Source organism: Sphingosinicella xenopeptidilytica (assembly GCF_042676985.1).
GTDB lineage: Bacteria > Pseudomonadota > Alphaproteobacteria > Sphingomonadales > Sphingomonadaceae > Sphingosinicella > Sphingosinicella xenopeptidilytica.
In genome coordinates, this window is sequence record NZ_JBHTIK010000008.1 from 105,559 (window position 1) to 130,508 (window position 24,950).

General features: G+C 64.5%; 23 protein-coding genes. 12 read left to right on the forward strand and 11 right to left on the reverse strand.

The window, feature by feature from the left end:
- Window positions 1–2 precede the first annotated feature (2 nt).
- Complete coding sequence (locus ACFQ00_RS13125; protein WP_381491555.1) at window positions 3–1,868, forward strand: AMP-binding protein; 1,866 nt, start codon at window positions 3–5, stop codon at window positions 1,866–1,868.
- A gap of 6 nt (window positions 1,869–1,874) precedes the next feature.
- Here the strand turns inward: ACFQ00_RS13125 and ACFQ00_RS13130 are convergent, their stop codons facing one another.
- Window positions 1,875–3,173 carry a LuxR C-terminal-related transcriptional regulator gene (locus ACFQ00_RS13130; RefSeq protein WP_381491558.1) on the reverse strand — a complete coding sequence of 433 codons (1,299 nt, stop codon included), beginning with the start codon at window positions 3,171–3,173 and terminating at the stop codon, window positions 1,875–1,877.
- A 174-nt stretch (window positions 3,174–3,347) separates the two neighbouring features.
- On the opposite strand from ACFQ00_RS13130, the gene ACFQ00_RS13135 reads away from it, so the two are divergent.
- Genes ACFQ00_RS13135 through ACFQ00_RS13150 form a run of 4 tightly spaced genes read left to right on the forward strand, consistent with a single transcriptional unit; the run spans window position 3,348 to window position 7,479 of the window.
- Window positions 3,348–5,591 carry a TonB-dependent receptor gene (locus tag ACFQ00_RS13135; protein WP_381491560.1) on the forward strand — a complete coding sequence of 748 codons (2,244 nt, stop codon included), beginning with the start codon at window positions 3,348–3,350 and terminating at the stop codon, window positions 5,589–5,591.
- Between the two features lie 9 nt (window positions 5,592–5,600).
- Window positions 5,601–6,143: a hypothetical protein gene (locus tag ACFQ00_RS13140; RefSeq protein WP_381491563.1), complete on the forward strand. Its 543-nt coding sequence runs from the start codon at window positions 5,601–5,603 to the stop codon at window positions 6,141–6,143.
- Window positions 6,143–6,844: a hypothetical protein gene (locus ACFQ00_RS13145; protein ID WP_381491566.1), complete on the forward strand. Its 702-nt coding sequence runs from the start codon at window positions 6,143–6,145 to the stop codon at window positions 6,842–6,844. Before ACFQ00_RS13140 ends, ACFQ00_RS13145 begins: the two co-directional genes overlap by 1 nt.
- A complete protein-coding gene (locus tag ACFQ00_RS13150) occupies window positions 6,841–7,479 on the forward strand; it encodes a hypothetical protein (protein WP_381491569.1) in 639 nt (212 codons plus the stop codon). The genes ACFQ00_RS13145 and ACFQ00_RS13150 overlap by 4 nt, the downstream gene beginning before the upstream one ends.
- A 52-nt stretch (window positions 7,480–7,531) precedes the next feature.
- Here ACFQ00_RS13150 and ACFQ00_RS13155 read toward each other — a convergent pair whose 3' ends face one another.
- Complete coding sequence (locus ACFQ00_RS13155; protein WP_381491572.1) at window positions 7,532–9,739, reverse strand: autotransporter domain-containing protein; 2,208 nt, start codon at window positions 9,737–9,739, stop codon at window positions 7,532–7,534.
- A gap of 47 nt (window positions 9,740–9,786) precedes the next feature.
- Here ACFQ00_RS13155 and ACFQ00_RS13160 point away from each other — a divergent pair, with 47 nt between their 5' ends.
- The 3 genes from ACFQ00_RS13160 (at window position 9,787) to ACFQ00_RS13170 (ending at window position 13,243) form a co-directional block, all read left to right on the forward strand.
- A complete protein-coding gene (locus ACFQ00_RS13160) occupies window positions 9,787–12,045 on the forward strand; it encodes a sensor histidine kinase (protein ID WP_381491575.1) in 2,259 nt (752 codons plus the stop codon).
- A gap of 21 nt (window positions 12,046–12,066) precedes the next feature.
- A complete protein-coding gene (locus ACFQ00_RS13165; protein WP_381491578.1) occupies window positions 12,067–12,720 on the forward strand; it encodes a LuxR C-terminal-related transcriptional regulator in 654 nt (217 codons plus the stop codon).
- A gap of 121 nt (window positions 12,721–12,841) precedes the next feature.
- Window positions 12,842–13,243 carry a plastocyanin/azurin family copper-binding protein gene (locus tag ACFQ00_RS13170; RefSeq protein ID WP_381491581.1) on the forward strand — a complete coding sequence of 134 codons (402 nt, stop codon included), beginning with the start codon at window positions 12,842–12,844 and terminating at the stop codon, window positions 13,241–13,243.
- A gap of 12 nt (window positions 13,244–13,255) precedes the next feature.
- Here the strand turns inward: ACFQ00_RS13170 and ACFQ00_RS13175 are convergent, their stop codons facing one another.
- The gene (locus ACFQ00_RS13175; RefSeq protein ID WP_381491999.1) at window positions 13,256–13,753 is read right to left on the reverse strand and encodes an isoprenylcysteine carboxyl methyltransferase family protein; all 498 of its coding nucleotides are present in this window, start codon (window positions 13,751–13,753) and stop codon (window positions 13,256–13,258) included.
- The gene (locus ACFQ00_RS13180) at window positions 13,753–14,805 is read right to left on the reverse strand and encodes a type III polyketide synthase (RefSeq protein WP_381491584.1); all 1,053 of its coding nucleotides are present in this window, start codon (window positions 14,803–14,805) and stop codon (window positions 13,753–13,755) included. The genes ACFQ00_RS13175 and ACFQ00_RS13180 overlap by 1 nt, the downstream gene beginning before the upstream one ends.
- 114 nt (window positions 14,806–14,919) lie before the next feature.
- Between ACFQ00_RS13180 and ACFQ00_RS13185 the strand changes: the two genes are divergently transcribed.
- Window positions 14,920–16,506, forward strand: coding sequence for a DHA2 family efflux MFS transporter permease subunit (locus ACFQ00_RS13185; protein ID WP_381491587.1), 1,587 nt, complete (start codon window positions 14,920–14,922; stop codon window positions 16,504–16,506).
- Here ACFQ00_RS13185 and ACFQ00_RS13190 read toward each other — a convergent pair.
- The 6 genes from ACFQ00_RS13190 to ACFQ00_RS13215 are packed head-to-tail and all read right to left on the reverse strand — an operon-like array spanning window position 16,503 to window position 22,275.
- Window positions 16,503–17,747, reverse strand: coding sequence for an NAD(P)/FAD-dependent oxidoreductase (locus ACFQ00_RS13190; protein ID WP_381491590.1), 1,245 nt, complete (start codon window positions 17,745–17,747; stop codon window positions 16,503–16,505). The genes ACFQ00_RS13185 and ACFQ00_RS13190 overlap by 4 nt on opposite strands.
- A 4-nt stretch (window positions 17,748–17,751) precedes the next feature.
- The gene (locus ACFQ00_RS13195; RefSeq protein WP_381491593.1) at window positions 17,752–18,192 is read right to left on the reverse strand and encodes an SRPBCC family protein; all 441 of its coding nucleotides are present in this window, start codon (window positions 18,190–18,192) and stop codon (window positions 17,752–17,754) included.
- Window positions 18,189–18,587 (reverse strand): RidA family protein, encoded by a 399-nt coding sequence (locus ACFQ00_RS13200; protein ID WP_381491596.1) that lies wholly within the window; start codon window positions 18,585–18,587, stop codon window positions 18,189–18,191. Before ACFQ00_RS13200 ends, ACFQ00_RS13195 begins: the two co-directional genes overlap by 4 nt.
- 11 nt (window positions 18,588–18,598) lie before the next feature.
- The gene (locus tag ACFQ00_RS13205; RefSeq protein ID WP_381491599.1) at window positions 18,599–20,791 is read right to left on the reverse strand and encodes a TonB-dependent receptor; all 2,193 of its coding nucleotides are present in this window, start codon (window positions 20,789–20,791) and stop codon (window positions 18,599–18,601) included.
- Window positions 20,792–20,826: 35 nt separating this feature from the next.
- Window positions 20,827–21,264, reverse strand: coding sequence for a nuclear transport factor 2 family protein (locus tag ACFQ00_RS13210; protein ID WP_381491602.1), 438 nt, complete (start codon window positions 21,262–21,264; stop codon window positions 20,827–20,829).
- Between the two features lie 18 nt (window positions 21,265–21,282).
- On the reverse strand, window positions 21,283–22,275 hold the full coding sequence (locus ACFQ00_RS13215; protein ID WP_381491605.1) for an aromatic ring-hydroxylating oxygenase subunit alpha: 993 nt from the start codon (window positions 22,273–22,275) through the stop codon (window positions 21,283–21,285).
- Between the two features lie 189 nt (window positions 22,276–22,464).
- Here ACFQ00_RS13215 and ACFQ00_RS13220 point away from each other — a divergent pair, with 189 nt between their 5' ends.
- From ACFQ00_RS13220 to ACFQ00_RS13230, 3 genes are read left to right on the forward strand one after another with little or no spacing between them, the layout of a single operon-like run.
- Window positions 22,465–23,025: an Lrp/AsnC family transcriptional regulator gene (locus ACFQ00_RS13220; RefSeq protein WP_381491607.1), complete on the forward strand. Its 561-nt coding sequence runs from the start codon at window positions 22,465–22,467 to the stop codon at window positions 23,023–23,025.
- Window positions 23,022–23,468 (forward strand): SRPBCC family protein, encoded by a 447-nt coding sequence (locus tag ACFQ00_RS13225; RefSeq protein WP_381491610.1) that lies wholly within the window; start codon window positions 23,022–23,024, stop codon window positions 23,466–23,468. The genes ACFQ00_RS13220 and ACFQ00_RS13225 overlap by 4 nt, the downstream gene beginning before the upstream one ends.
- The gene (locus ACFQ00_RS13230) at window positions 23,468–24,247 is read left to right on the forward strand and encodes a hydroxyacylglutathione hydrolase C-terminal domain-containing protein (protein ID WP_381491613.1); all 780 of its coding nucleotides are present in this window, start codon (window positions 23,468–23,470) and stop codon (window positions 24,245–24,247) included. The genes ACFQ00_RS13225 and ACFQ00_RS13230 overlap by 1 nt, the downstream gene beginning before the upstream one ends.
- A gap of 121 nt (window positions 24,248–24,368) precedes the next feature.
- Here ACFQ00_RS13230 and ACFQ00_RS13235 read toward each other — a convergent pair whose 3' ends face one another.
- A complete protein-coding gene (locus ACFQ00_RS13235; RefSeq protein WP_381491615.1) occupies window positions 24,369–24,932 on the reverse strand; it encodes a TetR/AcrR family transcriptional regulator in 564 nt (187 codons plus the stop codon).
- Window positions 24,933–24,950 lie beyond the last annotated feature (18 nt).

Genomic DNA, 24,950 nt, shown 5'->3' on the forward strand with positions numbered 1-24,950 from the left:
CCATGAGCCGAACCTACAGCGATGCCTACGCCCACAGTGTCACCGATCCCGAAGCCTTCTGGCTGAAGGCCGCAGAAGCGCTGGATTGGGACACGCCGCCACTGCAGGGCTGGACGGAAGGGCAGGGCTGGTTCGCGGGCGGACGGCTCAACACGTGCCACAACGCGGTCGATCGCCATGTGGCGGCGGGGCGCGGCGGCGATGTCGCGGTCATCTACGAAAGCCCGGTGACGGGCACGCGCCGCAGCATAAGCTATGCCGGGCTTCAGGATTCGGTTGCGCGCACGGCGGGAATGCTTGCCGCGCGTGGTGTGGCGAAGGGCGACCGTGTCGTCATCTACATGCCGATGATCCCCGAAACGCTGTTCGCCATGCTGGCGTGCGCACGGATCGGCGCGGTGCATTCCGTGGTGTTCGGCGGTTTCGCGGCGCCCGAGCTTGCCAAGCGCATCGACGACGCGAAGCCGAAGCTGCTGCTCACCGCCTCGTGCGGCATTGAGGGGCAGAAGGTCGTTCCCTACAAGCCGCTCGTCGACCATGCGCTCGAACTTGCCGCACATGGCGTTGAGCATGTGGTGCTGTTGCAGCGCCCGCAGGTCGCTGCGTCGATGCAGGCGGGGCGCGACGTCGACTGGTCGGCCGAATATGCGAAGGCGGAGCCGGCGGCGTGCGTGTCGGTCGATGCCGCTGACCCGCTCTATATCCTCTACACTTCAGGCACGACCGGCATTCCCAAGGGCGTCGTGCGCCAGAACGGCGGCCACGCCGCCGCGCTCGCATGGAGCATGGCGAACATCTACGGGATGAAGCCCGGCGAGGTGTTCTGGGCGGCATCCGATGTGGGCTGGGTCGTCGGGCACAGCTACATCGTCTACGGGCCGCTGATCGCTGGCTGCACGACGGTGCTGTTCGAAGGCAAACCCGTGGGCACGCCCGATGCGGGCACGTTCTGGCGGACGATCGAGGCGCATGGCGTCGACGTGTTCTTCACCGCGCCGACGGCGATCCGCGCGATCCGCAAGGAAGACCCCGAAGGCCGCTTCATCCGCGAAACCGGCACCGGTCGCCTGCGCGCTTTGTTCCTTGCCGGAGAGCGCGCCGATCCCGATACCGTCCACTGGGCGGAGACGCAGCTTGCGATGCCGGTGATCGACCACTGGTGGCAGACCGAACTCGGCTGGCCCGCAGCCGCGACCTGCCTCGGGCTTGGCGACACGCGGCGGCAGGCGGGGAGTGCGGGGTTCCCCGTACCGGGCTTCATCTTCGCTGTGCTTGACGACCACGGCGATCCGGTGTCGCCTGGCGGCACGGGCCACGTCGTGATCGCCGCGCCGCTGCCGCCCGGCTGCTATTCGACGCTGTGGAACAACGAGACCGGCTTCCGGCGCGCGTTCGAAACCTTCGCGGGCTACTACGAAACGGGTGACGCCGGGCACATCGACGAAGCCGGCTTCGTCAACATCATGGGTCGCACCGACGACCTGATCAATGTTGCCGGGCATCGGCTTTCCACCGGGCAGATCGAACAGATCATCGCCACGCATCCCGCCGTCGCCGAATGCGCCGTGATCGGTGCCGACGATGCGGTGAAGGGTATGGTGCCGGTCGCGTTCGCGGTTCTGAAAGCCGGGCGGCAGGACGACGGCCATCTCGCGCACGAGATCATTACGCTGGTACGCGAAGACCTGGGACCGGTTGCGGCGTTGAAGAACGTCCACATCGTCGCCGCGCTTCCCAAGACGCGGTCCGGCAAGATTCTGCGCGCCGTGATCCGCCGCCTCGCGAACGGCGAGGACGTTCCCGTGCCTCCGACCATCGAGAACCCGGACACGATCGACATCATCAAGCGTGAGCTTCGCGGCGCCTAAAGGCGTTCAGAGGCTGGAAGCCTCGGCAGAAAGATGCGCCAGCACACCGCGCAGGCCGGAAACGCCAAGACGGCGATAGGTCATGCACAGGTGATTGCGGACGGTCGTATCGCTGATCTTCAGATCGTCGGCGATCGCCCTGACGGTCTTGCCCAGCAATCGCGCATGAAGGATCTGCTTCTGGCGTCGTCCTAGCGGCAGCAGGGAAACGCGATCAAGCAGCGCCGGTGTGATACCCAACTGCCAGCGCGTCCGCTGGCCGGTCTTGCGCCGTACGGCGGAGAGATGATGGGCGACGGTGGATGATGCGATGCCGAGGTCGTGGGCGATGTCATCATTGCGCGCGCCGTGCGCGGCTTGCCGGGCGACGAGGGTCTCGCGCGGGGTGAGGCGCGAAAAGGCGATCGCATCGCGGTTGGAGTCCTGCGCGGCATTTGAAGGCGCGCTGATGACCAGAAGCGTTCGTTGTCCCTGACGATATCGGCTGAGAACGACGTCCAGCGCATGACCGTCGCTGCCCAGCCTGTGTTGCTGTCGGTCATCGCCGCTACCTGCGAGACTCTGGCGGCAGAGCGCTGCAAGATCGGGCGCGAACAGGGGTGGCTGGCGGGAACTGCGCCGGATATCGGCGAGGAGCTGTTGCAGCAGCGGCGATTGCTGCGGCCACCGGGCAACCGGATCGAGCTGATCATTGAGGATCAGCAGATCGCGTTCGCGATACTCCCTGCGCAACTGTTCGAGAAGCCAGGTGCCCTGCGCCTCCCGCTCCCGGTAGCAGATGCGTTCGATCCCGCCCTTCAGAAACGGCAGCAGCGCGAGCGCGACCTGCTCGTCGCGCGTGCTGAAATGACCGTCGCGATGCGAGCGGTGCATGACGATGGTGGCGAACAGGTCATCGTCTGTGGGGATGGAGAGCGCGAGCGCATGTCGAATATCCCGCGGCTTGTAGAGCGCGGTGTAGTAAGCGTCTCGCGGTTCGCGTGCGCTCGGCCAGATCATATCGGAATTGAGAATGCCGGTGCGGCGGCGACTCTGGCTGCGCATCAGCGCCGTGCGCCCGGGATCCTGCTGGTACATCCGCTCCATCAGAAGCGGAAATTCCTGATCGAGGCCGACGCTGTGCAGGTTCTGCCAAGCCCATTGGCGGGAGTGGGTGACCGCGATGAACATCGATTTGCAGGCGAGCAGGCTGCTGAGCCGCGGCATCATCGCCTCGATAAGCTCGTCTGTGCCGTGACACTTGAGAACGTCGGCGCCGATGCTCAGGATCTGCCGGTATTCGGCCGTTTGCAATGCTGTCACCACGCCATCCTCCCCAGGGCCGCCGCGCGCACGGCGGCAGAATAGCAGCGATTCCCGGGCGTCTCAAACTGATCAATTCTTGCCATGAAATTGATCCTGTCTGGCTGCTTGTGGCGGGGTCCGGCGCGGTCCTACTCAATCCCCAACAACAAGATCCAAGATCGGGGGAGAGATACCATGAAGGATCAGACACAGCGTATTGCCATGCTTCGGCACTGCCGGGGCGTTTCGCTGCTGGCACTTGCCGCGGGATTTTCGGCACTGTTGGCGGACCCCGTGCAGGCGGCGCCGGATGCGGCGAACGATGAACATTTCGGCATCGAGGAAATCACGGTCACGGCCCGCAAGCGTGAGGAAAAGCTGCAGGACACGCCGGTTTCGATCGTTGCCCTCTCCGGCGAGGATATCGCGCGGCGCCAGATCGTCAGCCTTGCCGACGTCGGCCAGCACGCGCCCAACGTGCAATTCCATGCAAGCGGCGTCGGCGGCCGGAATTCCGGCCAGGCCTTCATTCGCGGCGTCGGCCAGTCCGACTATCTGCTGACCACCGATCCCGGCATCGGCGTCTATGTCGACGGCGTCTATCTCGCCCGTTCCATGGGCAGCATTTTCGATCTGGTGGATATCGAGCGCATCGAGGTGCTCCGCGGCCCGCAGGGCACGCTTTACGGCAAGAACACGATCGGCGGCGCCATCAACATCGTTTCCACGAAACCCAGCCTCACCGAGGCTTCGGGCATGGTGGAAGGGCGTGTCGGCCGCTTCAGCCGCCTTGACGTGAAGGCCAAGGCCGAAGTGCCGCTGATCGCCGACAAGCTCGCCGCGAAGGTGGCGCTGAGCACGCGTGATGCCGAGGGTTTCGGAACGCGTCTGCTGACCGGCGAGGAGCAGGGAAGCGAGAACAGCGCCGCGGTTCAGGCCTCGCTGCGGTGGAAGGCCGACGAGGATGTCGAGGTGATGCTGTCCTTCGACAAGACGCGTGTGCGCGAGACCTTCTCGCAGGTGCATCTGGAAGAGATTTCGGAGGCGCCGCTTGTCGGGCTCTACAACATGTTCGTCGCGCCCTATGATGCAAGCTACATCACCGAAAATCCCTATGAGAGCTACGCCACGGGCGGCAACCGGAACGACCTTGATGTCTGGGGTGTCAACGGCACGCTCGAATGGAGTTTCGGCAACACGACGCTGAAATCGATCACCGCCTATCGCCATCTGAAATCCGTGTTCGAGACGGACCCGGATGGATCGCCGCTGACGATCGTCGATGAGCGGGACGATAACCGCCAGCGGCAGTTCACGCAGGAACTGCAACTGTCGGGCACGTCCTTCGACGACCGGTTGAAATGGGTGGTGGGCGCCTATTATCTGCACGAGAACGCACGAGGGGCGATCGACGTTCTGATCTATCCGGAACTTTTGCCCGTCATCGGCCTCGATATTTCGCGCCGGATCGAGGCGAAGCAGATCACGCGCAGCACATCGCTCTATGGACAGGCCAGCTACGCGCTTGCCGACGGCCTCAATGCCACGCTCGGCCTGCGCTACACGCACGAGAAGAAGCGCTACGACACCTCGCTCTATCTGCCGTTTTCCGATGTCTATCTGATCGATCCGACGCGGCGTTCGCAGGACTGGAACTCGGTATCGCCGCGCTTCGGCCTCGACTACCGGCTGACGCCGGAAGTGATGGTCTATGCCTCGGCGGCGAGCGGCTTCAAGAGCGGCGGGTTCAACGGACGCTCCTCCACCGCCAACGAGGTGCAGCCCTACGCGCCGGAGAAACTCTGGAGCTATGAACTCGGCCTCAAGTCCGACTGGCTCGACAACCGGCTGCGCGTCAATCTCGCGGGTTTCTACAACGATTATCGCGATATCCAGTTCATGCTGAGCACCGCCGACGAAGACGGCGTGCAGGTGGTCGTCGTGCAGAACGCGGCGAAGGCGCGCGTGATGGGCGCCGAGCTGGAAGTGACGGCGGCGCCCGCACCGCGGCTGCTGCTGTCGGCCTCGGCCGGCCTCATCGATGCGGAGTTCACGGATGTCGCGGCGGGCGCCGCGATCACCACGGCGTCGCATTTCGCCTCCACGCCGAAGTTCTCCTCGTCGGTTTCCGCCGAGTATGGTGTGCCGCTGGGAGACTGGGGAACGCTGACGCTGCGCGGCGACTACAACTATCGCAGCCGTATCTATTACGAGGTCAACAACCTGCCGGCCGTGACGCAGAACGGCTATGGCCTGCTCAACCTGCAGGCGACGCTCGAACCCGGGGACGGGCGCTATGCGCTGACGCTTGCGATGACCAACGTCACCGACAAGCGCTACAAGTCGACCGCAGTCAGCACGCTCGACAGCCTCGGTTTTGCAAGCGCGCAGTATGGGCGCCCGCGCGAGTGGTCGCTCACCGCCCGCGTGCGTTTCTAGGGCGCGCGCATGGGCCGTGCAGCGACAGGTCTCCGCTATGGCTTGGGCGGGGCTGCGGTGGGCGCATTGGCGATGGTGGTCGTGCTCGCCATTCCGCCGGTCGACCCGCCGGGTGCGGCGGCGATCCGGACGCGCGCAGCCGATGGGCATTTCGTCGAACGGTTCGAGATCCGGCCGGCCGACATCATCGCGCATACCAGCGACGGAAGCCTTGGCGTGCAACCCTTTCCGATGGGGATCGAGCCGGTCGGCGGGCCGGCGGCGGGCAGTTCGGTGCTGACGGCGAAGCTCAGGAACACAAGCGGCACGGTGATCGGGGTCGCCAGCCGCTATACGCTGACGACGGACAACCCCGATCGGCCGGACCGGCTGTGGACGCTCGTCATCACCCGACGCGGAACGCTCGCCACGAACTGCCCCGCGGACGCGGCGGTGGCCTGCGGCAGCGTGCTGGGAGGAACGGGCACGTTCGCAGTTTTTCGCGGACGCCTTGAAGAAACCGCACGCGGCGCCGGCTATGCGCTGACGCTGACAGGCACGGGAGAGCGCTGATGGGCGTGCTGCTCAAAGGGGTGACGGCACTGGCGGGCGCGCTGGCCGGCGCGGTGCTGGTGCTTGCGGCGCTCTATGCCTTTCCGTTTCGCCACGTGGACCGGACCGAACATGTGCTGCCGGCGTTTCTGGCCGCCGTGCCCGATCACGAGACCTACCGCCTGCGGCTTTCGGGTGATCTGGTGTCGGTCTCGACGTCGCCGACCCCGGCGATCTTTCCCAATCGGCCGGTGGGAACGCAGCCGCTCGTTGAGCCCAACGTCAGCATGGGGCTCGCGCTCATCACCCACATTCGGGACGCCGACAACCGGATCGTCGGCTTCGCGACCGAACTCGAAGCGGCGCACGAGGACAGCAGCTTCCTGCGGGGCCGTCTGATGACGCACACGACGTGGACCGTGGTGCTGCCGGGCCGGGGCGTGCTGTTTCTCTACCAGACCGAAGACAACTGGACGCTCGTGACCCGCTTTCTGCTGCCGAGCCTCTTGAAGGGGGATCCATGGCATGGCCGCTGGCTTCACCTCAATACGTTGGGGCCGTCCCCGCAGGGTTACGGCGAGGTCATCGCGGGGACGGGCGTCTTTGCCGGGCGGAACGGGCGTTTTGTGGAAGTCGCCGAGCTGCGCGGCTTTCAGCCCGACGCGATTTTCGAGGGCGTGATGGACCTGCTGGTTTCGCGCGATCATGCGGAGGGAAAATGATGGCCAAGCGTCTGAGGTGCTCGCTTCTCGCCGCCGCGCTGCTTCTGGGAGCATCGCAAACCGCACACGCCGACCCGGCCGCGCCGCTGCCCGGCGAGACGGTCCTCTCGTTCTTCGTGCAACTGCCGGATCACGGCGTCGCGCTGACGACGGGCGGCGCCGTGAAAATGCGGCGCGGGCCGGAGGGTGTCGCGGCCCTCGCCGAGCCATCGCTCGACAATACGCTCGCGCTGATCTGCAAGCTCGCCGATGCCGGGGGCAAGGTTGTGGGCTTTGCCTCGGAGCTGGAGATATTTCCTGCCGATCCTTCCGCGGTCGACACCCGCTGGCCGACAGCCTGGACCCTCGCCATTCCGGGCCGCGGCATGATCTACCTGCACCAGATCGAACGCTCCGGCCGGCTCGTCACGGATATCGTCGGGCCAACCATGGCAACCGGAAAACCCTGGTCCGGAGACTGGACCGTCACCACCACAGTCGGCCCGCTGCCCAGCGGCCGGGGCCGGATCGTCGGTGGAAGCGGCGAATTCGCGGATATCGCGGGCAGCTTCGTCGAGGTGGATCGGCTGACGCACTATTCCGTCGATGGCGTGCTGACGGGGACCGTGGAACTGCGACTGTTTGTCGAGAAATAGCATCGGGTCCTGACGGGACCCGACGCAGTGTGTATCCTTCCGAGGGTCGCGATCAGAAGGCGTGACGGAGGCTGAGACTCCCGCTAAGGCGCGCATCCTCTCCCTGGCCGAGCATGGCATGGCCGGAGAAGGAAAGAAGCGTCGCGGTGCCGAGCTTAAGATCGAGGTCCGCGCCGAGGCGGCCCCAATTGCGGTCCGCCGCCGGCGCCGTGACGGTGAAGCTGCCGAGATCGTCCTGGATGAACCCCGAGAGCGTTGCCGCATCCTCATCCAGCCGGTGAACCGCTTCGCCCGATAGACGGAGCGTCGCCTTTTCCGAGATGGGGATGCGCGCCGTGCTGCCGAGGCGGAACTCGTTCATCCGGGCCTTGGCCTGCGTTACCGTGAACGGGAAGGCGCCCCCGGTTTCGGAATAGCCGTCCAGCGCCACCGTGGCATGGCTGAAGGCAAGGTAAGGCGACAATCCGCCCCCGCCGAACCGCAGCATGTCGCGCCAGTCGATCCGCCCGCGTATGGCCCAGGCGCGCGCGTCGGTCTTGCCGCTCGACACGTCGATGCCGCTGCCATTGCGATAGGCGCGGTCTATGGTGACCGACCAGCCTGCATGATAGCCGGTGAGGGAGAACAGCAGCGGCGTGCCCGCAGGCTGGACGTCGATCTCGCCGATGAAATGATAGCCATCGCTCTTGGTTCTGCCGCCCAGGCTCAGATCCTGTCGGCCGTAGTCATAGCCGCCGCCGAAGCCCACGCGCACCTGTGGGCTCAAATCATGGCATAGGCCAACCTCACCGAGAAACGCGCTGCGGTCGCGCCGCCCGCCGCCCGCATAGTCCGCAGTGACCCAGCCGCATGTCTTGCCCGATTGCGGGAAATCCATGAGCGGCCGGTGGTGCGCGCCGAAGAGCGTGAGGCTTGCGGCGCTGACGATCGAGTGCAGGGTGACACCGCTTTCGGAGACCGATGCGAGATAGTCGACGAGTCCGATGACGCCGCTGCCGGGGGTTGGTGTGGGCGTCGGAGTCGGAGTTGGTGTTGGAGTTGGCGTCGGAGTCGGAGTGGGTGTTGGCGTTGGAGTGGGAGTGGGAGTGGGAGTGGGAGTTGGAGTTGGAGTTGGAGTTGGAGTGGGCGTCGGTGTGGGGCTGGCGGCGACGCGCGCGATATATTGCTGTGTGGTGCCGTTGATCTGGCCTTTTCCGGTCACGACCGTGCCGTCGTCACTGATACCCGTCGCGTCGGTAAAGCTGTTCGAGCCGATATCGACACCATTGGTCGTGAGCCACTCGGTGATCGTCTGCAGGCCGGTCGAAGAGGTCCAGCGGACGGCGAGCGTGTCCTGGATCGACGGCACGATCAGTGATGGCTGGCGCGCCGAGCCGACAATGGCGCTGCCATCGGCGTTCACCGCGAAGGCGCGACTGTCGTCACCGCCCGGCAAGAGCCCGAGCGAAACCATGCCGTCGTCGTCGGTCCAGCGAAAGGCGAGACCTTTGTCATCGCTTCCCTGGGAGAAACCGACCACGGTCGCACCATCGGCGGAAACATCGGTGGCACGGCTGCGCGCGCCGCTATCAGCGCTGTGCGCCGAAACGACGCCGAGCCCGCGCATACCGTCCTCCAGGGTCCAAACGAACGCTTCCTCGACGCGGGTGGTGAGCCCGCCATAGCCGACGACGACAGCGCCGTCGCGGCTGGCGCGCTGTGCGATCGAGGAGACGAAACCGCCGCCATTGAGGTCGACCGGACTGCCTTTATCGATCCAGCGTACGGCATGGGTGGCGCTTGTGCTGGTCGTGCTATTGCCGACCACCACCCTGCCGTTGCCGGAAATGCCATTGGCGGCGCTGGACTGGAAGACGCCGGCGGTCGGGTTGAGGTGCGTCAGTTCGGTAAGATCGGTGCCTTCCCAGATCACGGCGCTGGAGCGCGAAGTATAGGTCGATGCGGAGAGGCCGACGATCGCCGAGCCATCGTCGGAGATGCCGCGCGCGAGTACATAGGTGTGGCCAGCGAGGCCCGGCAGTGCCTGATAACCGGTCGGGGTGATGCGATAGGCGCCGTAGGTGGTCGCATCGACGCGGACGGTGCCGGCGATGGTCGAGCCATCGCCCGAGAGATCGGAGAAGGCGACGCCGATGCTGGGTGTCGGCTGGCCGGGAATGTCGGTGTGTCCCGTTACACCCGCCGTCTGCGCGATGCCTGGCCCCGATGCCGCGATAACCCCCGTGAACACGACGACGCCGACCACTTGTTCCAACCGCATTGACGCTTGCTCCCTGAACTGTCTTGCCAAGGCGGCTTTAGGGGACGGTGCAGTCGCCCGGCATCCCGCGTTCACGGGAGGCGGCGCCGGCGGGCTGGCGGGAGACCGCCGACGCGGCTATCGAAGGCGGCGATGATCCCGTCCCGTCCATGCTGACCGCGCTCCTTCGCCGCCCTGCAACAGCCTTTTCGATGCTCGCCGTCGCGGTGCTGCTGGGACATGCGGCTGCGGCTTTGCTGATCGCGCAATTGCCCCGCGCCAGTTTCGGCGTTGAGGCGATCGAGGACGGCATGATCCGGGTGACAGGTGACGACCGGCGCTATGCGGCCGATGCGCCGGTGGCTTTCGTCGGCAGCGACGGTCGGGTCCGGCTCGCGCGGGTCATGGAGGATCTCGTTCCCGAACTGGAGCCGCGCGGTTCGAGCTCGGAGATCACGGCCATTTATGCGGAGCGCGACAGGATCGCGGCCTTGCTGCGCGAGCCCGGGCTCATGCTGCGATTGCCCGACGGTCGGCAGTTGCCGGCAGCCGTCCGGCCCGGCCGCATCGAGACCCTGTCGTCAGGTTTCTGGCTCTCGTTCGGCATCGCCTTGTGTTCATCCCTGGCAGGGCTGTGGGCTCTGGTGCTGCGTCCGCGCGAATGGGCCGCGCGCATGTTCATGCTCAGCGGCCTCGGGCTTGCCCTTGGCGCGATCACGATCGGCGCGCTCGAACAGGTGAGCCTCGCGACCGGCAGCCGCACGCTCTTCTGGATCACGCACATCAACTATCTCTCGGCCTATATCTTCGGCTTCGCGATCGTGGCGCTGTTCGCCCGCTATCCACGGCCGCTGATTGGCAAGGCCTTGCTCGCCGGTTTTGCCGCTGCCCAGGGGGCGATCTGGGTGATGGGCCTGCTGAAGCTCGATGTGGACATGCTGGGCATCCAGATTTTCGTCGTGCTTCTTCTGGCGCTGCTCGCGGTGGTTCTGGCAGGCGTGCAGGGATGGCTCTCTCGCTACGATCCCGCACTGCGCGCGTCCTTCCTGCTCATCTGGATCTCGCTGTTGCTGAGCATGGGCCTGTTTTCGATCGTCAGCCTGATCCCGCAACTCATGGGCTCGCCCGACATCGTGCCGGAGTCCGTCTCTGCGGCGGCGTTCCTGCTGTTCTACCTTGCGCTCGCCGTTGCCATCGCGCGCTACCGGCTGTTCGATCTCGGCAGCTGGGCCGTGAATGTCGGTCTGTCGGCGCTCGTGCTGATCGCCGTGCTGGCGGTCGATCTCGCGCTTGTGTTGATCACGGGCGGCACCTGGACCGTCTCGCTCGCCTTTCTGACCGCAGCCATTCTCTGGCTGCCGCTGCGTGAACTCGTGCTGCGACGGGCGGAGCGGCGGCGCGACAAGCGGGATCTCCTGCTGCTGCGCGGTGCGAGCGAGGTCGCCTTCGCGCCGCGACCGGAGCAGCAGACCGTCTTGTGGTCGCAGCTTCTCGACCGTCAGTTCTCTCCGCTGACCATCGCGCCTGTCACCTGCGACACGGCCGCCATCCGCGCCGATGGACGGATTCTGGCGATTCCCTCGCCGCTGGGCGGAACCGGCCTTGTGCTGAGCTATGCGAACCAGGGTCGGCGCCTGTTCAACAGCGAGGACAGATCGGTGGCGACTGCGCTCGTCGCGCTGGTCGCGGAAATGGTCGATGCCCGCGCAGCCTACGATCGCGGCGCGCGCGCCGAACGCCAGCGCATTGCCCGCGACCTGCATGACGATGTCGGGGCGCGGCTCATGACGACGCTCCATCGCGGCGATCTGGAAACCGTTCATGCCGATGTGCGCGAGGCGATGGCCGATATGCGCCTCATCATCGACGGCATGTCCGACCAGCCGCGCAGGCTCTCGGACATCGTCGCCGACCTGCGGCACGAGACGGTGAACCGGCTCGTTCTGGCCCGCATCCACGCGCACTGGCCGATCACGGCGATTTTCGACGATGAGCGGCTGGTCGACGCGCTGCAGGCCCGCGTGCTCCTTTCGGTGACGCGCGAACTGGTGAGCAACGTCATCCGCCATGCCGGCGCGGGCACCGTGTCGATCCGATGTGCGTTGACTGGGAACAGTCTTTTGCTTGCCGTTCGGGACGATGGCCGCGGCTTCGATGTCGACAGCGACACGATCCTGGGTAATGGCCTGCGCAACACGCGCAAGCGGCTCGAGGAACTTGGCGGGTCGATGGCGGTCCAATCCGGCCCTGGAGGCTCGGTGATCGAAATCGGCCTGCCGCTTCCGTCCCGCGAACAGGGGATGTCTGACCGGTCGATGGCCGTCTAGACCGCGATGCATGAGGATGACATGGCCGACACGCGGCAACTGCTGATCGTCGAGGATATCGCGGCGCTGCGCCAGGCGCTGGCGGAGCGCGCGGCTGTCGTTTTCGGCGTGTTGCAACCGGCGCAGGCCGGCACGCTTGCGACCGCGCGCGCCTGGCTGCGGGACCATCGGCGGGTCGACCAGCCGCTGATCGCGCTCATCGATCTTGGTCTACCCGACGGCTCCGGGATCGAGTTGATCGGGGAGCTCTCCGCCGACAGCCAGGCAAGCTGTATCGTCACCACGATCTTCGAGGATGACGGCACGGTGATGCGCGCGCTGGGTGCCGGCGCGCAGGGCTATCTGCTGAAGGGCGAAGATATCGGCGCGATCGAGGAGCGGCTGCGCGGCCTGGAACGGGGCGAGGTTGCCGTCTCCCCGCAGATCGCCCGGCTGCTGCTCGCACGCCTGCGCAATCCCCCCGCGGTCCAGCCCGAAATCGATATCGCGCTCACCCATCGCGAAACCGATGTGCTGCGCGCCATCGGCCGGGGCCTCACCATCGCGGAAGCCGCTCACGCGCTGGAGATCGGCGCCCATACGGTCGGCACCCACGTCAAGAACATCTACCGGAAGCTCAACATCGCCTCGCGCGCCGAGGCCGCGATCGAGGCTTCGAAGCGCGGGCTGGTTTGATGGGCGGCTGCGTCAATCAGAGGTGTTCAACGACTGGCCGGTTTTGACTTGCCACGAAGCCCAAACGGGAATCTGATGTCCGCCTGCAGACTCGGAATTTGCTGCAGGTCTGGAGGATGGCATGATGTCGTCATTCATACTTCCGGTGCTTAGCGTATTGAGCGCCGCCGCGCCCACCACAGTCCAGCCGGTTGATTGGGAACACGCGCCCCACTTACAAATCAGCCTCGAAAGCTATCGCTTCGATCCGGCAGCGATTTCCCTGCGGCACGGCGAACCTTACGTGCTCGCCTTCGTGAACAAGGCCGGCGGAGGCCACAATTTCGTGGCCAAGCGCTTTTTCGCGGCCGCGACCGTTTCTGATGCCGATCGGCCGCGCATCGAGAAAGGTGCCGTTTCGCTCGATGGTGGTCAATCCGCTGAAATCCATCTCATCGCGCCGGCGGCGGGCACCTATGAGGTCCATTGTTCGCATTTCATGCATTCTTCGCTGGGCATGAAGGGCACGGTCGTCGTGGAATGACGGCCTGCACGGTCACGGTCGTTCGCGTTCATCCTGCAGGGCCCGGTTCTCGGTGCGGATTCGGACCGCCAGCACGACGGCGTTCAACGCCGAGAACAGGACCGCGTATGCGGTGAGTCCAAACGCCAGCGGCAGGATCAGGATTTCGGCAGCCACAATGAGATAGTTGGGATGCCGCAGGAAACGATAAGGGCCTTTGCGAACGAGCGGCAGGCCGGGGACGATAATGATCCGCGTGGTCCACCGTTCGCCGAGGCTCGCCAGTACCCACAATCGAAGCGCCTGCAGACCTGCAAAAACGCCGAGCAGGGCTAAGTCGATGGGCCTGTTCCAGGCAAGCGCCCACAGCCCGGCAAGCCATGCCGTGTGCAGGGCCACGATCAAGGGATAGTGGCCTGCGCCGATCTCGATACCGCCATGCGCGATCAGGATGCGCGTGTTTCGGCGCGCCAGCACGAGTTCCATAAGCCGCTGCAGCGTCACCAGCGTCAGCACTGCCACCGAAAGCATCACGAAGCGCTCCTCAGCGTCACCGTGCTCGCCGTGAAACCGGGGCCAAGCGCGGTTATCACGGAAAGCGGCGGAAGACCGGTGCGGCGCACACGATCCAGCACGAACAGAGCGGTGGGCGCGGACATATTCCCGTAGTCCGCCAGCACCTCTCGCTCTTCATGCAAGGTCCCTGCCGCGAGCGAGAACGCCTGCTCGATTGCTTCGATCACCTTGGTTCCGCCGGGGTGGCAGATGAAGCGGTCGATGTCGCGCGGGGTGAGATTCTGCTCCGCCAGCATGGCGTCCATCGCCCCGCGCAGATGCCTGTGCACGAAATCGGGAATGGCACGATTGAAGATGACGCCGAGGCCATCGGGATCGATGCGCCACCCCATGATATCGAGCGTGTCCGACCACGTGCGTTCCGCCGAGCCTGCAACATATGCAAAACCCTCCGAGCCGGATCGCAGCACGCTTGCGGCCGCGCCATCGCCAAACAGCGCGGTGGAAACGATGTCTGCCTTTGAAAGCTCCGTCGTGCGGAACGCAAGGCTGCACAGCTCCACAACCACCAGCAGAACCGTGCTGCCCGGAGACGCACGGGCAAGCTTGGCAGCGAGGGCGAGGCCGGAGACCCCGCCCGCACAGCCGAGGCCAAATATGGGAACGCGCACGACATTTTCCCGAAAGCCCATCCGCCGCATCGCGTGCGCTTCGAGCGTGGGCGTCGCGATACCGGTCGAGGAGACGGTGACGATCGTATCCACTGCGGCGGCATCGAGGCTGGCTTCATCGAGCGCGCGCGTCGCCGCTTCTTCGAAGAGATCCACGGCGACCTCGAGAAAGGCCTGATTGCGGGCCGGCCAATCATGGGGCGTGCGATACCAGTCCACGGGCTTGGCAAGATATCTGCGGCGGATGCCCGCCGTTACGAACACCTGCGCAAGACGATCGAACGATGGAAACCCTGCGCTCAGCAGTTCGCGCGCGACCGCGACGGCTTCACGCTGCGAAAGCGTGTGAGGCGGAAGCGCAACCGATAGCGACAGAATAGCCGCGGGCGCGTTCACGGGCGCCCCGGCACCCGGCGATGTGGCCAGGACGGGCATACAAACAGGAACCGGTTGACCTGATGTTTGTTCCGGCGCTTGCTCAGGAACCTGCATCTTTTCCGGACGGTACAGATGACCGAGTCTACGGACGACACGTTTGCCGGGTTCCGGATCTGGGCGGGGTTCGCGATGATGTGCCTCGGCATGTTCATGGCGATCCTCGACATTCAGATTGTTGCCACATCGCTCCCCACCATTCAGGCCGCACTCCATATCGGGATCGACGAGATGAGCTGGGTGCAGACAGCCTATCTGGTCGCTGAAATCATCGCAATTCCGATGACGGGCCTCCTTACGCGCGCCTTTTCGATGCGCTGGCTGTTCGTGCTCGCCGTGGCGGTGTTTACGGTGGCGTCGGCGGGGTGCGCAGCCAGCCAGAGCTTTCCCATGCTCATCGGGTTTCGGGTGCTACAGGGTTTTGCAGGCGGCACGCTGATCCCCGCGGTGTTTTCCGCGGTCTTCCTGCTCTTTCCCGCGCGCGGCCAGGCGACAGCAACCACGATCGCGGGCGTGGTGGCGGTGTTCGCACCCACCGTTGGTCCGATCGTCGGTGGATGGCTCACGGAGACCTATTCATGGCATTGGCTGTTTTTGATCAACATCGTGCCCGGCCTCCTTGCAACTGTCGGGGCGGTCTATCTGCTGCCCCGGGATCGAATGGCGCTCCGGCATCTGCGGCGGCTCGATATCGCCGCGCTCGTGACCATGGCCGCCGCGCTCGCCGCGCTCGAAATCGGGCTGAAGGAAGCCCCCACGCGGGGGTGGACATCGGTGCCGGTCGCCTCGCTTCTGCTGATCGCGGCGCTCGGATCAGCCGTGTTCGTCAGAAAAACCCTGAAGTCGCCGGAGCCCGTGGTGGCATTGCGGATTGTCAGGGACCGGAACTTTGCCATCGGCTGTTGTCTCAGCTTCGTGCTTGGCATAGGCCTCTTCGGGTCCGTCTACCTGATGCCGTTCTTCCTTGGCCTCGTGCGGGGGCATGGGGCGCTGGAAATCGGGAAGATCACGCTCGTCACCGGCGTTGCCCAGCTTGCGGCCGCCCCTTTGGCCGTGGCGCTTGAACGGCGGCTCGATGCGCGCCTGCTCAGCGCCTTCGGCTTCGCGCTCTTCGCGCTCGGCATCGGCCTCAGCGCGCGCCAGACGACGGAAACGGATTTTGCGGAGATGCTCGTTCCGCAAGCCATCCGCGGCGTCGCGATCATGTTCTGCATCCTGCCGCCGACCCGCATGGCGCTGGGGCGCCTTTCGCCCGATCTGGTGGCCGACGGGAGCGGCCTGTTCAATCTTATGCGCAATATTGGGGGCGCTGTCGGGCTTGCTCTCATCGATACCGTGATCTTCAGCCGCTCACCCGTTCATGCCGCCTCGATCGTCTCCGCGTTGCAGGCGGGCAATGTCGATACCGCCCGTATGCTTGGCATTCCCGTGAACCTGTTCCTCATGCAGGTCGGCCGTCCGGTCAGCCCCGAAACCGTGGCCGCGCTTCGTCCGATGGTGGAGCGTGCCGCGCTTGCTGATGCGATCAATGATGCCTGGATGCTCGTGGCGCTGATCACAGTGGCGGCGCTCCTGCTGCTTCCCTTCGCAAGGCAGGCCAAATCCGTCCTGTCGAATTCCCGGAATGAGCGGGCGACTTTGAGTCACTCGGAAGACGGTTAGCCAAGCCTGTTCATGAGAGGCACCGCAATCGTTCGCATGGCCCATGGGATGAGGCGCGCGCCGGCGAGCGGCGACGGCGTCAGGATCGGCAGCGCGAGGTCGTCTTCGGTCGCGCCGCCGATGAGGGCGGCGGCTTCACGCGCGGCGCTGATCCCGAGTGTGAGGCCGAAGCCGTTGCATCCGGCGACGGCGTGCAGGTTTTCACCGAGGCGGAAGATGCGTGGCAGGCCATCCGGGGTCATGCCGATCGTTCCCGATGAAAGGCTGTGGAAGCGGGGCGTGAAATTCGGGTAGGCGCGTGCGAGCTGCCTTTCGGCAGGCTTGGCGGCGGAGGGCAGGGCGGGGTTGCGGGTTTCCGAAAGCGCACTGACGACAAGGCGTTGTTCGGTGTCGAGCGCAGGCGAGAAAATCGCCGCAGCATCGAGATCGACAAACGCCTGCGCTTCGGGGATCAGCGGCGCGGGAAGCGGCGCGGTGGCCGCGATGTTGCACCCGATCGGATAGACACCGGCTGCCGTTTCCGGAAAAAGCGGCGCGGCGGAAACCCCGGTCGCCACCAGAACATGGGGCGCATCAACATGTCCACGCGATGTTTTTACGCGCCATACGTGGTCCTGTCTTTCAATGGCGGTCGCATGGGTGCGCCCGTAGATATGCCCACCGCGCGCCTGCACCGCCATTGCAAGGCCGAGTGCGAGTTTCAGAGGATGCAGGGTGCCGCCCTCGGGCAGAAAGATGCCGCCCGCGTAGCGGTGCGTGCCCGTGCGGCGTTGGACCTCGGCGGCATCCAGACGCGCGAATATTCCGCCGAACGGCGTCCATGCGGCGAAGTTTCGTTCCGCACGGTCCAGGCTTGTGTTCGTGCGCGCCACACAGAGATAGCCCGGTCTCAGATCGCAGGCGATGGCGTTATCGGCGACGAGATCGGTGAGGGCGCGGCCCGCACCCGCTACGCGTCGGTTCCAGCGTTCTCCGCGTACCGGACCCAGAACTTTCAGCGTGCTCTCCGGCGTTTTCTTGCCGCCGAGCATCATCGGCGCGAAATGCCCGGCGTTGCGGCCGGAGGCGCCGGCGCCGGGCGCATTCGTGTCGATAACGATTACGGAAGCGCCGCGCGCACGAAGTTCGAGTGCGGCGACAAGCCCCAGGTATCCGGCGCCCACAATGGCAACATCAGCCTGTGCATCCGCTTCGAGCGCATCGAACCGGGGCGAGCTGTCGACGGTCCAAACCTCAGACAAGCATTCAGGCTCCCGATCCGAAGCGCGCCGAGACGACGCGAAGCACGTGGTCGATGTTGCCCTGGATCGCGGCGCGTACGGTGTCCGCATCGATCAGCGGCGTGGCGCTGGCTTCCCAGAGAAGGCGGCACGCGCCCTTCGATATCGGCATCACGCGCGCCGCGCCCGTATAGTCCCTGAACGGCAGGGCGCCGGGATCGAGGATGCGGTATCCATAGGATCGCGCCTCACTGTCGTAACGCTCGATCGCTTCGGTCACGATCCCACCATCGGGCAGGATGAGTCTGCGCACCGCGCCCTCTCCATCACCATCGACCTCCAGCCGCTCAACCAAGCCCTCCATGATCGCCATGTTGCGCAGGTCGCCGATCAGCGCCCACACGGTATCGGCGTCGGCGGCGATCAGCGCCTCGCCCGTGCAAACGATGTCGCTCTTACCGGTCATGCTGTCGGCAGTGCTGCCGTGATCTCGATCTCGATCATGCATTCGGGGAACGCCAGCCTGCGGACCTCCACGGCGGTGGTGGCGGGCAGGTCGAGCCCCGCGTAGTGCGCGATGCGCGCGCCGTTCGCCGCGATGAAGCTGTCCATGTCGGTCACGTAGATGTTTTCCTTCACCACGTTCGCCATCGTTGCGCCGAAGGCCTCGAGTGTCCGCCGGATCGCCGCGTAGGCGCTGCCGATCTGTGCGGCCATGTCGCCCGGAAACTCCGGCCGGAACGCGTCGTCGACGCTGAGCGAGCCGGAGATGTGGAGCGTCCTGCCGCTCCGCACGGCCTGCGCGTAGCCGAACGCCTTTTCGCCTTCGGGCCGGAGGTGAAACGTCTGTCTGTCGATCATGCCGGTGCCTTTCAGAATTTCACGCGTGCCTCGACGCCGAATGTCCGGCCTGGATCGGGCTGGATCGCGTCGCTGGCGAGCGGCACCAGCGCTGCCCCGAAGATGTAGCGTGAGAAGGCCGAGGTTGCATAATGCTCCTTGAACAGGTTCTTCCCGAAGACACTGATCTCCCACTGTCCGCCTTCAAGGCCGATCTGCGCATCGACCGTCGAATAGGCCTTCTGGAACAGATACACGTTCGGCGCCGCCGGAAGCTGGAAGTCCTGGAAGGACTGCCGGCCCTGCGCATTGAAATCGACGCGCGCTTTCGCGGTCAACCTGTCCGAAAGATCGTGTGCGTACTGGGCGCCGAGGTTCAGCGTGTATTTCGGTGCATTCGGCAGCTGCTGGCCGACGTAGGCGTCGGTCACGCCGTCGAAATCCTTGATCTCGGTGTCGATGTAACCGAATGCGGCATTGAGATCGACACCCTTCACCGGGCGTGCGGCAAGCTCGAACTCGAAGCCCTTGATGGCCGCCTTGCGCGCATTGAGCGAGCCCTGCGTGAAGGTGACGGCATCAAGCTGGAAGATCTGCGGGTTGAGATGCTCGGTGTAGAAGGCCGCGACGTTGAAGATGACGCGCCGATCGAGCCACGAGGTTTTCGCGCCGATCTCGTAGTTGCGCGAGGTTTCCTTGCCGATCACGCGCGGGAAGGCTGATCCTGCCGCGATCGGGTTGAAGCTGCCGCTTTTGAAGCCCTGCGAATAGGTCGCGTAGAGCGTCAGGTCGTCCGAAGGCTTGTAGGCGAGCGACAGCTTGGGCTGTAGCTTCGAGAACGTCGCCTTGTCGATCTCCGACGCGAGGCGGTCGTTCTGCTTCGCCTTGTTGGTGTCGTAGCGCAGGGCCGCGGTCAGCTCGAGCGTTTCCAGAATGTCGTAGTTGACCTGTCCGAACACGGCATACTGGTTGAAGGTGAGGCGCGTGTTCGCGAGCGTCGCGTCCACCACCACGCCCGAGGATTCGAAGCCATCTGGAGTGATGCAGCTGCCCGCGAACAGGCAGAGATCGAGCTGCGCGAGTGTCGTCACGTCGCGCTTCGAATGCTGGTAATAGCCGCCGATGATGTAGCGGAACCGCTGGGCGCTCGGCGATGTGAGGCGGAGTTCCTGGCTCCAGCTCTCGGTCACGCGAAGCTGCCGGGCGAGCGGCACCATCGGATAGGGCGAGATATCGAGGTCTTCGCTGAAATCGACGTCGATCTTGTCCCATGCGGTGATCGACGTGAAGGTGCCGATGGACGTGTCGTAATTCAGCGACATGGAAAGATCGGTCACGGTCCGATCTGTCGATGACGGCCCATCGAGATTGGGGCGCTTCGCGGCCATGTCTTCAGTAATCTCGCCGCCCGTCGTGCCGAGCACGTCGACGAGGCTGAACCACAGCGCCCCGCCTTTCTCGTCCATGTGCGCTGCGCGCAGATCGATGCTGAAATCATCGCTCGGCTGGATGAGAACGCGACCGGAAACACGCGTCTGTCGGTTGCGATCAAGCGTGCGACCGTCAAAGTCGTTCTTGATCGTGCCGTCGCTGTCGCGATGCGAGACCGTAACGCGCGCCAGCACGACATCGGGAACGATCGGGCCGCTCATCGCGCCGAATACGCGCCATGCGTCGCCCGTGCCGTAGCTGAGTTTCGCTTCGCCCTCGAATGTGTTCGTCGGGCGTTTCGTGGTGATGTTGATCGCGCCAGCGATGGCGCCCTTGCCGTAGAGCGCGCCCTGCGGGCCTTTCAGGACTTCCAGTCGCTCGACGTCGGTCAGATCCATCGTGAAGGCGTCAGCATCCGGCAGGATCACGCCGTCCACCGAAAACGCGACCGCGGCTGCCTGGTTGCGGTTGGAGCCGAGGCCGCGGATCGAGATGTTGTTCGTCGCCGTGTCCTGATCGTTGGTGATGTGGACGTTGGGCGTCACGGCGAGGAAATCGTTGATTCGTTCAAGGCGGCGTTCCTCGATCACGCTTGCGGAAAATGCCGTGACGGTATCGGGAACCTGCTGCAGGTTCTCCTCGCGCTTGCGCGCCGTCACGATGATTTCCTCAAAGCCGCCGCTGCTTGCGCCTGCGCGCGCTTGTTCCTGCGCGGCAGCAGTGCCGCAAAGTGCCGAAAGCGCCGTCGACATCATCAGCACGAAACGGCCCGTGCTCTTCACCTTGCTCCTCATGTTTCCCTCCGCTCCCTTTTTGATTGACGGCCCGTTCAGATCAGGCTCGCCGGTATGGTTTTCCCGTCACCTTCATTGTCCCAGATCGCCGACAGGATAACCCATCGGCCCTCGTGGCGAATGATATGCGCGAAGGTGATGCCTCTGCGCTTTTCGCCGTTCATCTCGGCGATGAAGCTGCTGCGCACGCCCGCGACGTTGCCGAAGGCTTCCACGTGGCGCGCGATCTCCACTTCGCTGAAATCAGTGAGCGCACCCGTCGCCCGCTGTTCGTTCATAGAGGTGACGAATGTCTCCACCGGAATCGGGCTTGCGGCACCGGAGCTCAGCGCGGCGAGTGTCGCATCGGGATGGCAGCAGGCTCGGAAGGTGTCCCAGTCGGGCGCCTTTTCCGCGTTCCAGCCCACGGCCGCATAGAGACGCGGGCACAGCGCCAGAATGTCGTCGAGATCGGTGTCGGTGATGCCGGACATGTGTGTCTCCCCGTGTCGTCAGCCGATGAAATCGGCGGATGGATGCGCGCGCGGATGGTCGCGCAGATATTGCAGGAAGCGCCCCAGCGTTCGGTCCGCCTTCGTCAGCGTACCGGGCCGGAAGCGGGCGCGTTCGATGATTGGAAGGTCTTCGGTCGCGATGCGGACTTCCATGTCGTACATCGCGTCCAGAAACACCCGCGTGCCTTCGGGGTCGGCATCATCCGCGCCGACTGCGACGGCGAAGAACAGTCGGGACTTGCCCGGCTCGGGCAGCCCCATCGGCGCGACGAAGCCGAACCAGCGCCCGTCCACGTAGCCGTCCTGCCAATAGATATTGGTGCCGAAGATGCCGACGCGGAATTCGATTGCGGTTCCGTCGCGCATCTTGCCGCGGAAATGATAGACCATCGAATGCGGGGTCCATTCCACATCCTGATGCGGCATTCCGTTGTCGAAGCTGATGCCGTGCACCACCTGGATGTGCTGCATATCGGGCGTGTTGCAGCAGATCACCCAGGGGTCCGCGGGCATCAGGCGGTCGTATTCGCCGATCTTCCAGACGAGCCTTTCGGGCGCCCCCGGAAAATCGGGGAGGTCGAACAGCGGCTCCGTGCCGTTGAAGGCGAAGATGCAGCCGAATTTTTCCACCGTCGGGAACGCGAAGAGGTTGGCGGTTGGCGGAATGGGATCGCCCGATCCTGTCGCCACGCAGCGGCCGTCGGGGCCGTAACGCCAGAAATGGAAGGGGCAGCGCACCGTGCCCTCCACCATCTCGCCCGTGCAGAGGTCCGCGCCGAGATGGGGGCAATAGGCGCTCAGCACCTGCGCGCGACCGTCCGCGTCGCGAACGACGATGACGCGGCCACCGAGGAAGTCGAAGCCTTTGACGACGCCTTCTTCTGCCTCTTCGGAGAGGCAGACGGGGAACCACGTCTGGCTGAACACGCCCCCGGAGCCTTCTGCTTCCGGCCTTGGTCGGTCTGCGATCCTGACTGCGCCTGCCGTCATCTCGTCCTCAAAAGATACATTTGTGTACGGACGCTTCGATATCCTCGACACGGGCCTATAGTCAATACGATATTCGTAACATAATGAGCAGTATGAAATGAAATTCGTAATAAATCCATTTCAGCGTTGCGGTTGCATCACGGTTTCCGTATCAGGTGTCGTGAAATCCTGACCGAGGAAGGGCCGTTGATGGCAGGTCGCAAGGGCGCATCGCGCGACGCACGAGACAAGCAGCAGCCGAATCCTCTCGACTCGGCGGGGGATGTCTACGCGCTCAACAGCCAGATCATCGCGCTGCTGCAGCAGGACGGGCGGATGCCCTATTCGACGATCGCGACGGCGCTCGGCGTTTCGGAAGGAACCGTGCGCAACCGCGTACGCCAGCTGATCGACGAGAACATCATCACGATCCAGGCCGAAGCCATGCCCGAGGCGTTCGGCTATAATTTCAATGCACAGACCTTCATCAAGGTGGCGGGCGGTGCCGATATCGATGCGGTGATCGCGCGGCTGTCGGCGGTTCCGGAGGTCTTTTATCTGACGTCGACGCTCGGCCGCTTCGATCTCGGCATGGCCACCTATCACCAGTCGCACGAGCATTACCGCGCCTTTCTGGCGGCGCATTGCTACGGGCAGCCCGACATCGCCGTCATCGAAACGTGCATGGTTCTGAAGGTGCACAAGATGAAGCTGCAGTGGAATCTGGAGGGCGAACGCCGCCCCAGCCTGCGCGGGAAGGAACATTCATGATCACGGTCGAGTGTGCGGTTCGTGTCGCGGCTCCGGCGGAGCGGGTCTGGAAGCTGTTCGCGACCGAGGAAGGTCAGCGGCGCGCCGAGGAAGGTTTCGTTTCCTCGATCGAATTCGAAGGCAAGGGGCTCGGCATGGTGCGCACGATGCGCACAGAAGGCCATATCGGCGACGGCTATGTGAAGGAACGCCTCGATCACTATGACGAGGCGGAAATGGAGATGATGTTCCGCATCATTGATACCGGCGACGTCGTGCCGTTCGCGGATTATTGCGGCTTTGCGAAGATCATCCCGGCGGGCGCCTCGGCCAGCGTGCTGCTGATGCGTTCGACGTTCGTTCCCGTCGACATGCCGGAGGCCGAAGCGCGGGCGGTATCGGAAGAAAACTACCGCCTGTTCATCGCGAACGTACACGCGGCCGTGGCGGCCGGAGACGTCTGATGCGTGTCGTTCCGATCCCGCTGCGGAACGCCTTCGATCACATCAACTATCTTCTGGTGTGCAGCGTGAAGAGGGAAGCGGTCGCCGTCGATCCCTACGACGTCCCGCGCATAGTCGCGGAGGCCGAAGCGCAGGGCGTGACGATCACCAGCATCGTCAACACGCACGAACACTGGGACCACGCGGGCAAGAACGCAGAAATGAAGGCGCGAACGGGTGCGGCGGTGATGGCCCCGCGCGCGGCAGCAGGCACGCTCGAAGGGCTCGATCGCCTGCTGGTTGATGGTGATACGATTTCGGTCGGCGCCGAGAGCGTGACAGTCCGCGCCGTGCCGGGCCACACGATGGCGAGTATAGCGCTATTCGGCGTGGAGGATGACGGCACGCCCTTCGTCGTTTCGGGCGATACGCTGTTCGGCGCGGGCGTCGGTAACTGCGGCTATGGCGGTCACGCGCCAACGCTTCAAGAGACAATCAGCGGCGTGTTCGCACCGCTTGCCGACGAGACACGCGTCTATCCAGGCCACGATTACCTGAAACGCAACCTTGCCTTCACGCTGTCTATCGAGCCGGGCAATGCGGCTGCGCGCGCATTGGCATCCCTGCTCGAATCGTCGGATGGCAGCGCGCCGCATTTCACCACGATCGGCGAAGAGCGCGCGATCAATCTGTTCCTTCGGTCTGGCAGCCCCGAGGTTCGCGCGAACCTCGAACTACCGGCTCCCACGAGAGATACAGACGTTTTCCTCGCGATCAGGTCGCGCCGTGACCATTGGTAGCTACGGAATCGCAGATTCTTGATGGGGCGGTGGTGTGAAGCCGAACCAGCGTGTGAATTCAAACCGCGGTCGGTGAGCGTGTAATGCAGGACCGCGTGTTCCGGCGCCATGCGATGGGATGCTAGCGTCCGTTGCGGGCAATATTCATGAGTGCCTCGCTCAAGCCTTGCACCGTCGCTTCTCTCGCCTCCTCCGTTTCTTCATCATCGAGGTGGACGAGCAGGCCATCGATCGTCGCGGCAATTTGAAGCGCACGCATCTCTCGTTCCTTGGGAGCGAGGCTTGGGATCATCTCACCGATAAAGCCGGCCAGGATTTCTCGGTGATGTCTGTGCAGTTTGTTCACAACTGTCCGCGCAGCTTCATGGTGGAGCGAGGCGGTCCAGAACTCGAAGAAGAATGTCTTCGTGTCCTGGTTGCAGGTATCGCGGATGAGATATTCAGTGATCGCGTGAAACCGCTGCTGGGGTTCTTCGGGAAGACGCTCGAGCAACTCGGCGTATTTTCTATCGTACAAGCCGGAGACGTATTCGAAGAGTGCTTCGAGCAGTTTTTCCTTGGTCGGAAGGAAATGCTGCAGGTGGCCGATGCTGATGCCGGCCTCCTTTGCCACCTTGCGCACGCTGAAGCCTGAATAGCCTTCGCTCACGAGGACGCTGCGAGCGGCCTCCATGATCAGCTCCATACGGAATATCCGCGTGGG

What these genes read in the sequence shown, in the direction of transcription:
- ACFQ00_RS13195 (WP_381491593.1), bottom strand. Translation starts at nt 18,192, where the DNA reads ATGACCGGTAAGAGCGACATCGTTTGCACGGGCGAGGCGCTGATCGCC.
- ACFQ00_RS13125 (WP_381491555.1), top strand. Translation starts at nt 3, where the DNA reads ATGAGCCGAACCTACAGCGATGCCTACGCCCACAGTGTCACCGATCCC.
- ACFQ00_RS13215 (WP_381491605.1), bottom strand. Translation starts at nt 22,275, where the DNA reads ATGACGGCAGGCGCAGTCAGGATCGCAGACCGACCAAGGCCGGAAGCA.
- ACFQ00_RS13220 (WP_381491607.1), top strand. Translation starts at nt 22,465, where the DNA reads ATGGCAGGTCGCAAGGGCGCATCGCGCGACGCACGAGACAAGCAGCAG.
- ACFQ00_RS13170 (WP_381491581.1), top strand. Translation starts at nt 12,842, where the DNA reads ATGATGTCGTCATTCATACTTCCGGTGCTTAGCGTATTGAGCGCCGCC.
- ACFQ00_RS13155 (WP_381491572.1), bottom strand. Translation starts at nt 9,739, where the DNA reads ATGCGGTTGGAACAAGTGGTCGGCGTCGTCGTGTTCACGGGGGTTATC.
- ACFQ00_RS13135 (WP_381491560.1), top strand. Translation starts at nt 3,348, where the DNA reads ATGAAGGATCAGACACAGCGTATTGCCATGCTTCGGCACTGCCGGGGC.
- ACFQ00_RS13140 (WP_381491563.1), top strand. Translation starts at nt 5,601, where the DNA reads ATGGGCCGTGCAGCGACAGGTCTCCGCTATGGCTTGGGCGGGGCTGCG.
- ACFQ00_RS13175 (WP_381491999.1), bottom strand. Translation starts at nt 13,753, where the DNA reads ATGCTTTCGGTGGCAGTGCTGACGCTGGTGACGCTGCAGCGGCTTATG.
- ACFQ00_RS13235 (WP_381491615.1), bottom strand. Translation starts at nt 24,932, where the DNA reads ATGGAGCTGATCATGGAGGCCGCTCGCAGCGTCCTCGTGAGCGAAGGC.
- ACFQ00_RS13145 (WP_381491566.1), top strand. Translation starts at nt 6,143, where the DNA reads ATGGGCGTGCTGCTCAAAGGGGTGACGGCACTGGCGGGCGCGCTGGCC.
- ACFQ00_RS13225 (WP_381491610.1), top strand. Translation starts at nt 23,022, where the DNA reads ATGATCACGGTCGAGTGTGCGGTTCGTGTCGCGGCTCCGGCGGAGCGG.
- ACFQ00_RS13165 (WP_381491578.1), top strand. Translation starts at nt 12,067, where the DNA reads ATGGCCGACACGCGGCAACTGCTGATCGTCGAGGATATCGCGGCGCTG.
- ACFQ00_RS13205 (WP_381491599.1), bottom strand. Translation starts at nt 20,791, where the DNA reads ATGAGGAGCAAGGTGAAGAGCACGGGCCGTTTCGTGCTGATGATGTCG.
- ACFQ00_RS13185 (WP_381491587.1), top strand. Translation starts at nt 14,920, where the DNA reads ATGACCGAGTCTACGGACGACACGTTTGCCGGGTTCCGGATCTGGGCG.
- ACFQ00_RS13150 (WP_381491569.1), top strand. Translation starts at nt 6,841, where the DNA reads ATGATGGCCAAGCGTCTGAGGTGCTCGCTTCTCGCCGCCGCGCTGCTT.
- ACFQ00_RS13210 (WP_381491602.1), bottom strand. Translation starts at nt 21,264, where the DNA reads ATGTCCGGCATCACCGACACCGATCTCGACGACATTCTGGCGCTGTGC.
- ACFQ00_RS13230 (WP_381491613.1), top strand. Translation starts at nt 23,468, where the DNA reads ATGCGTGTCGTTCCGATCCCGCTGCGGAACGCCTTCGATCACATCAAC.
- ACFQ00_RS13200 (WP_381491596.1), bottom strand. Translation starts at nt 18,587, where the DNA reads ATGATCGACAGACAGACGTTTCACCTCCGGCCCGAAGGCGAAAAGGCG.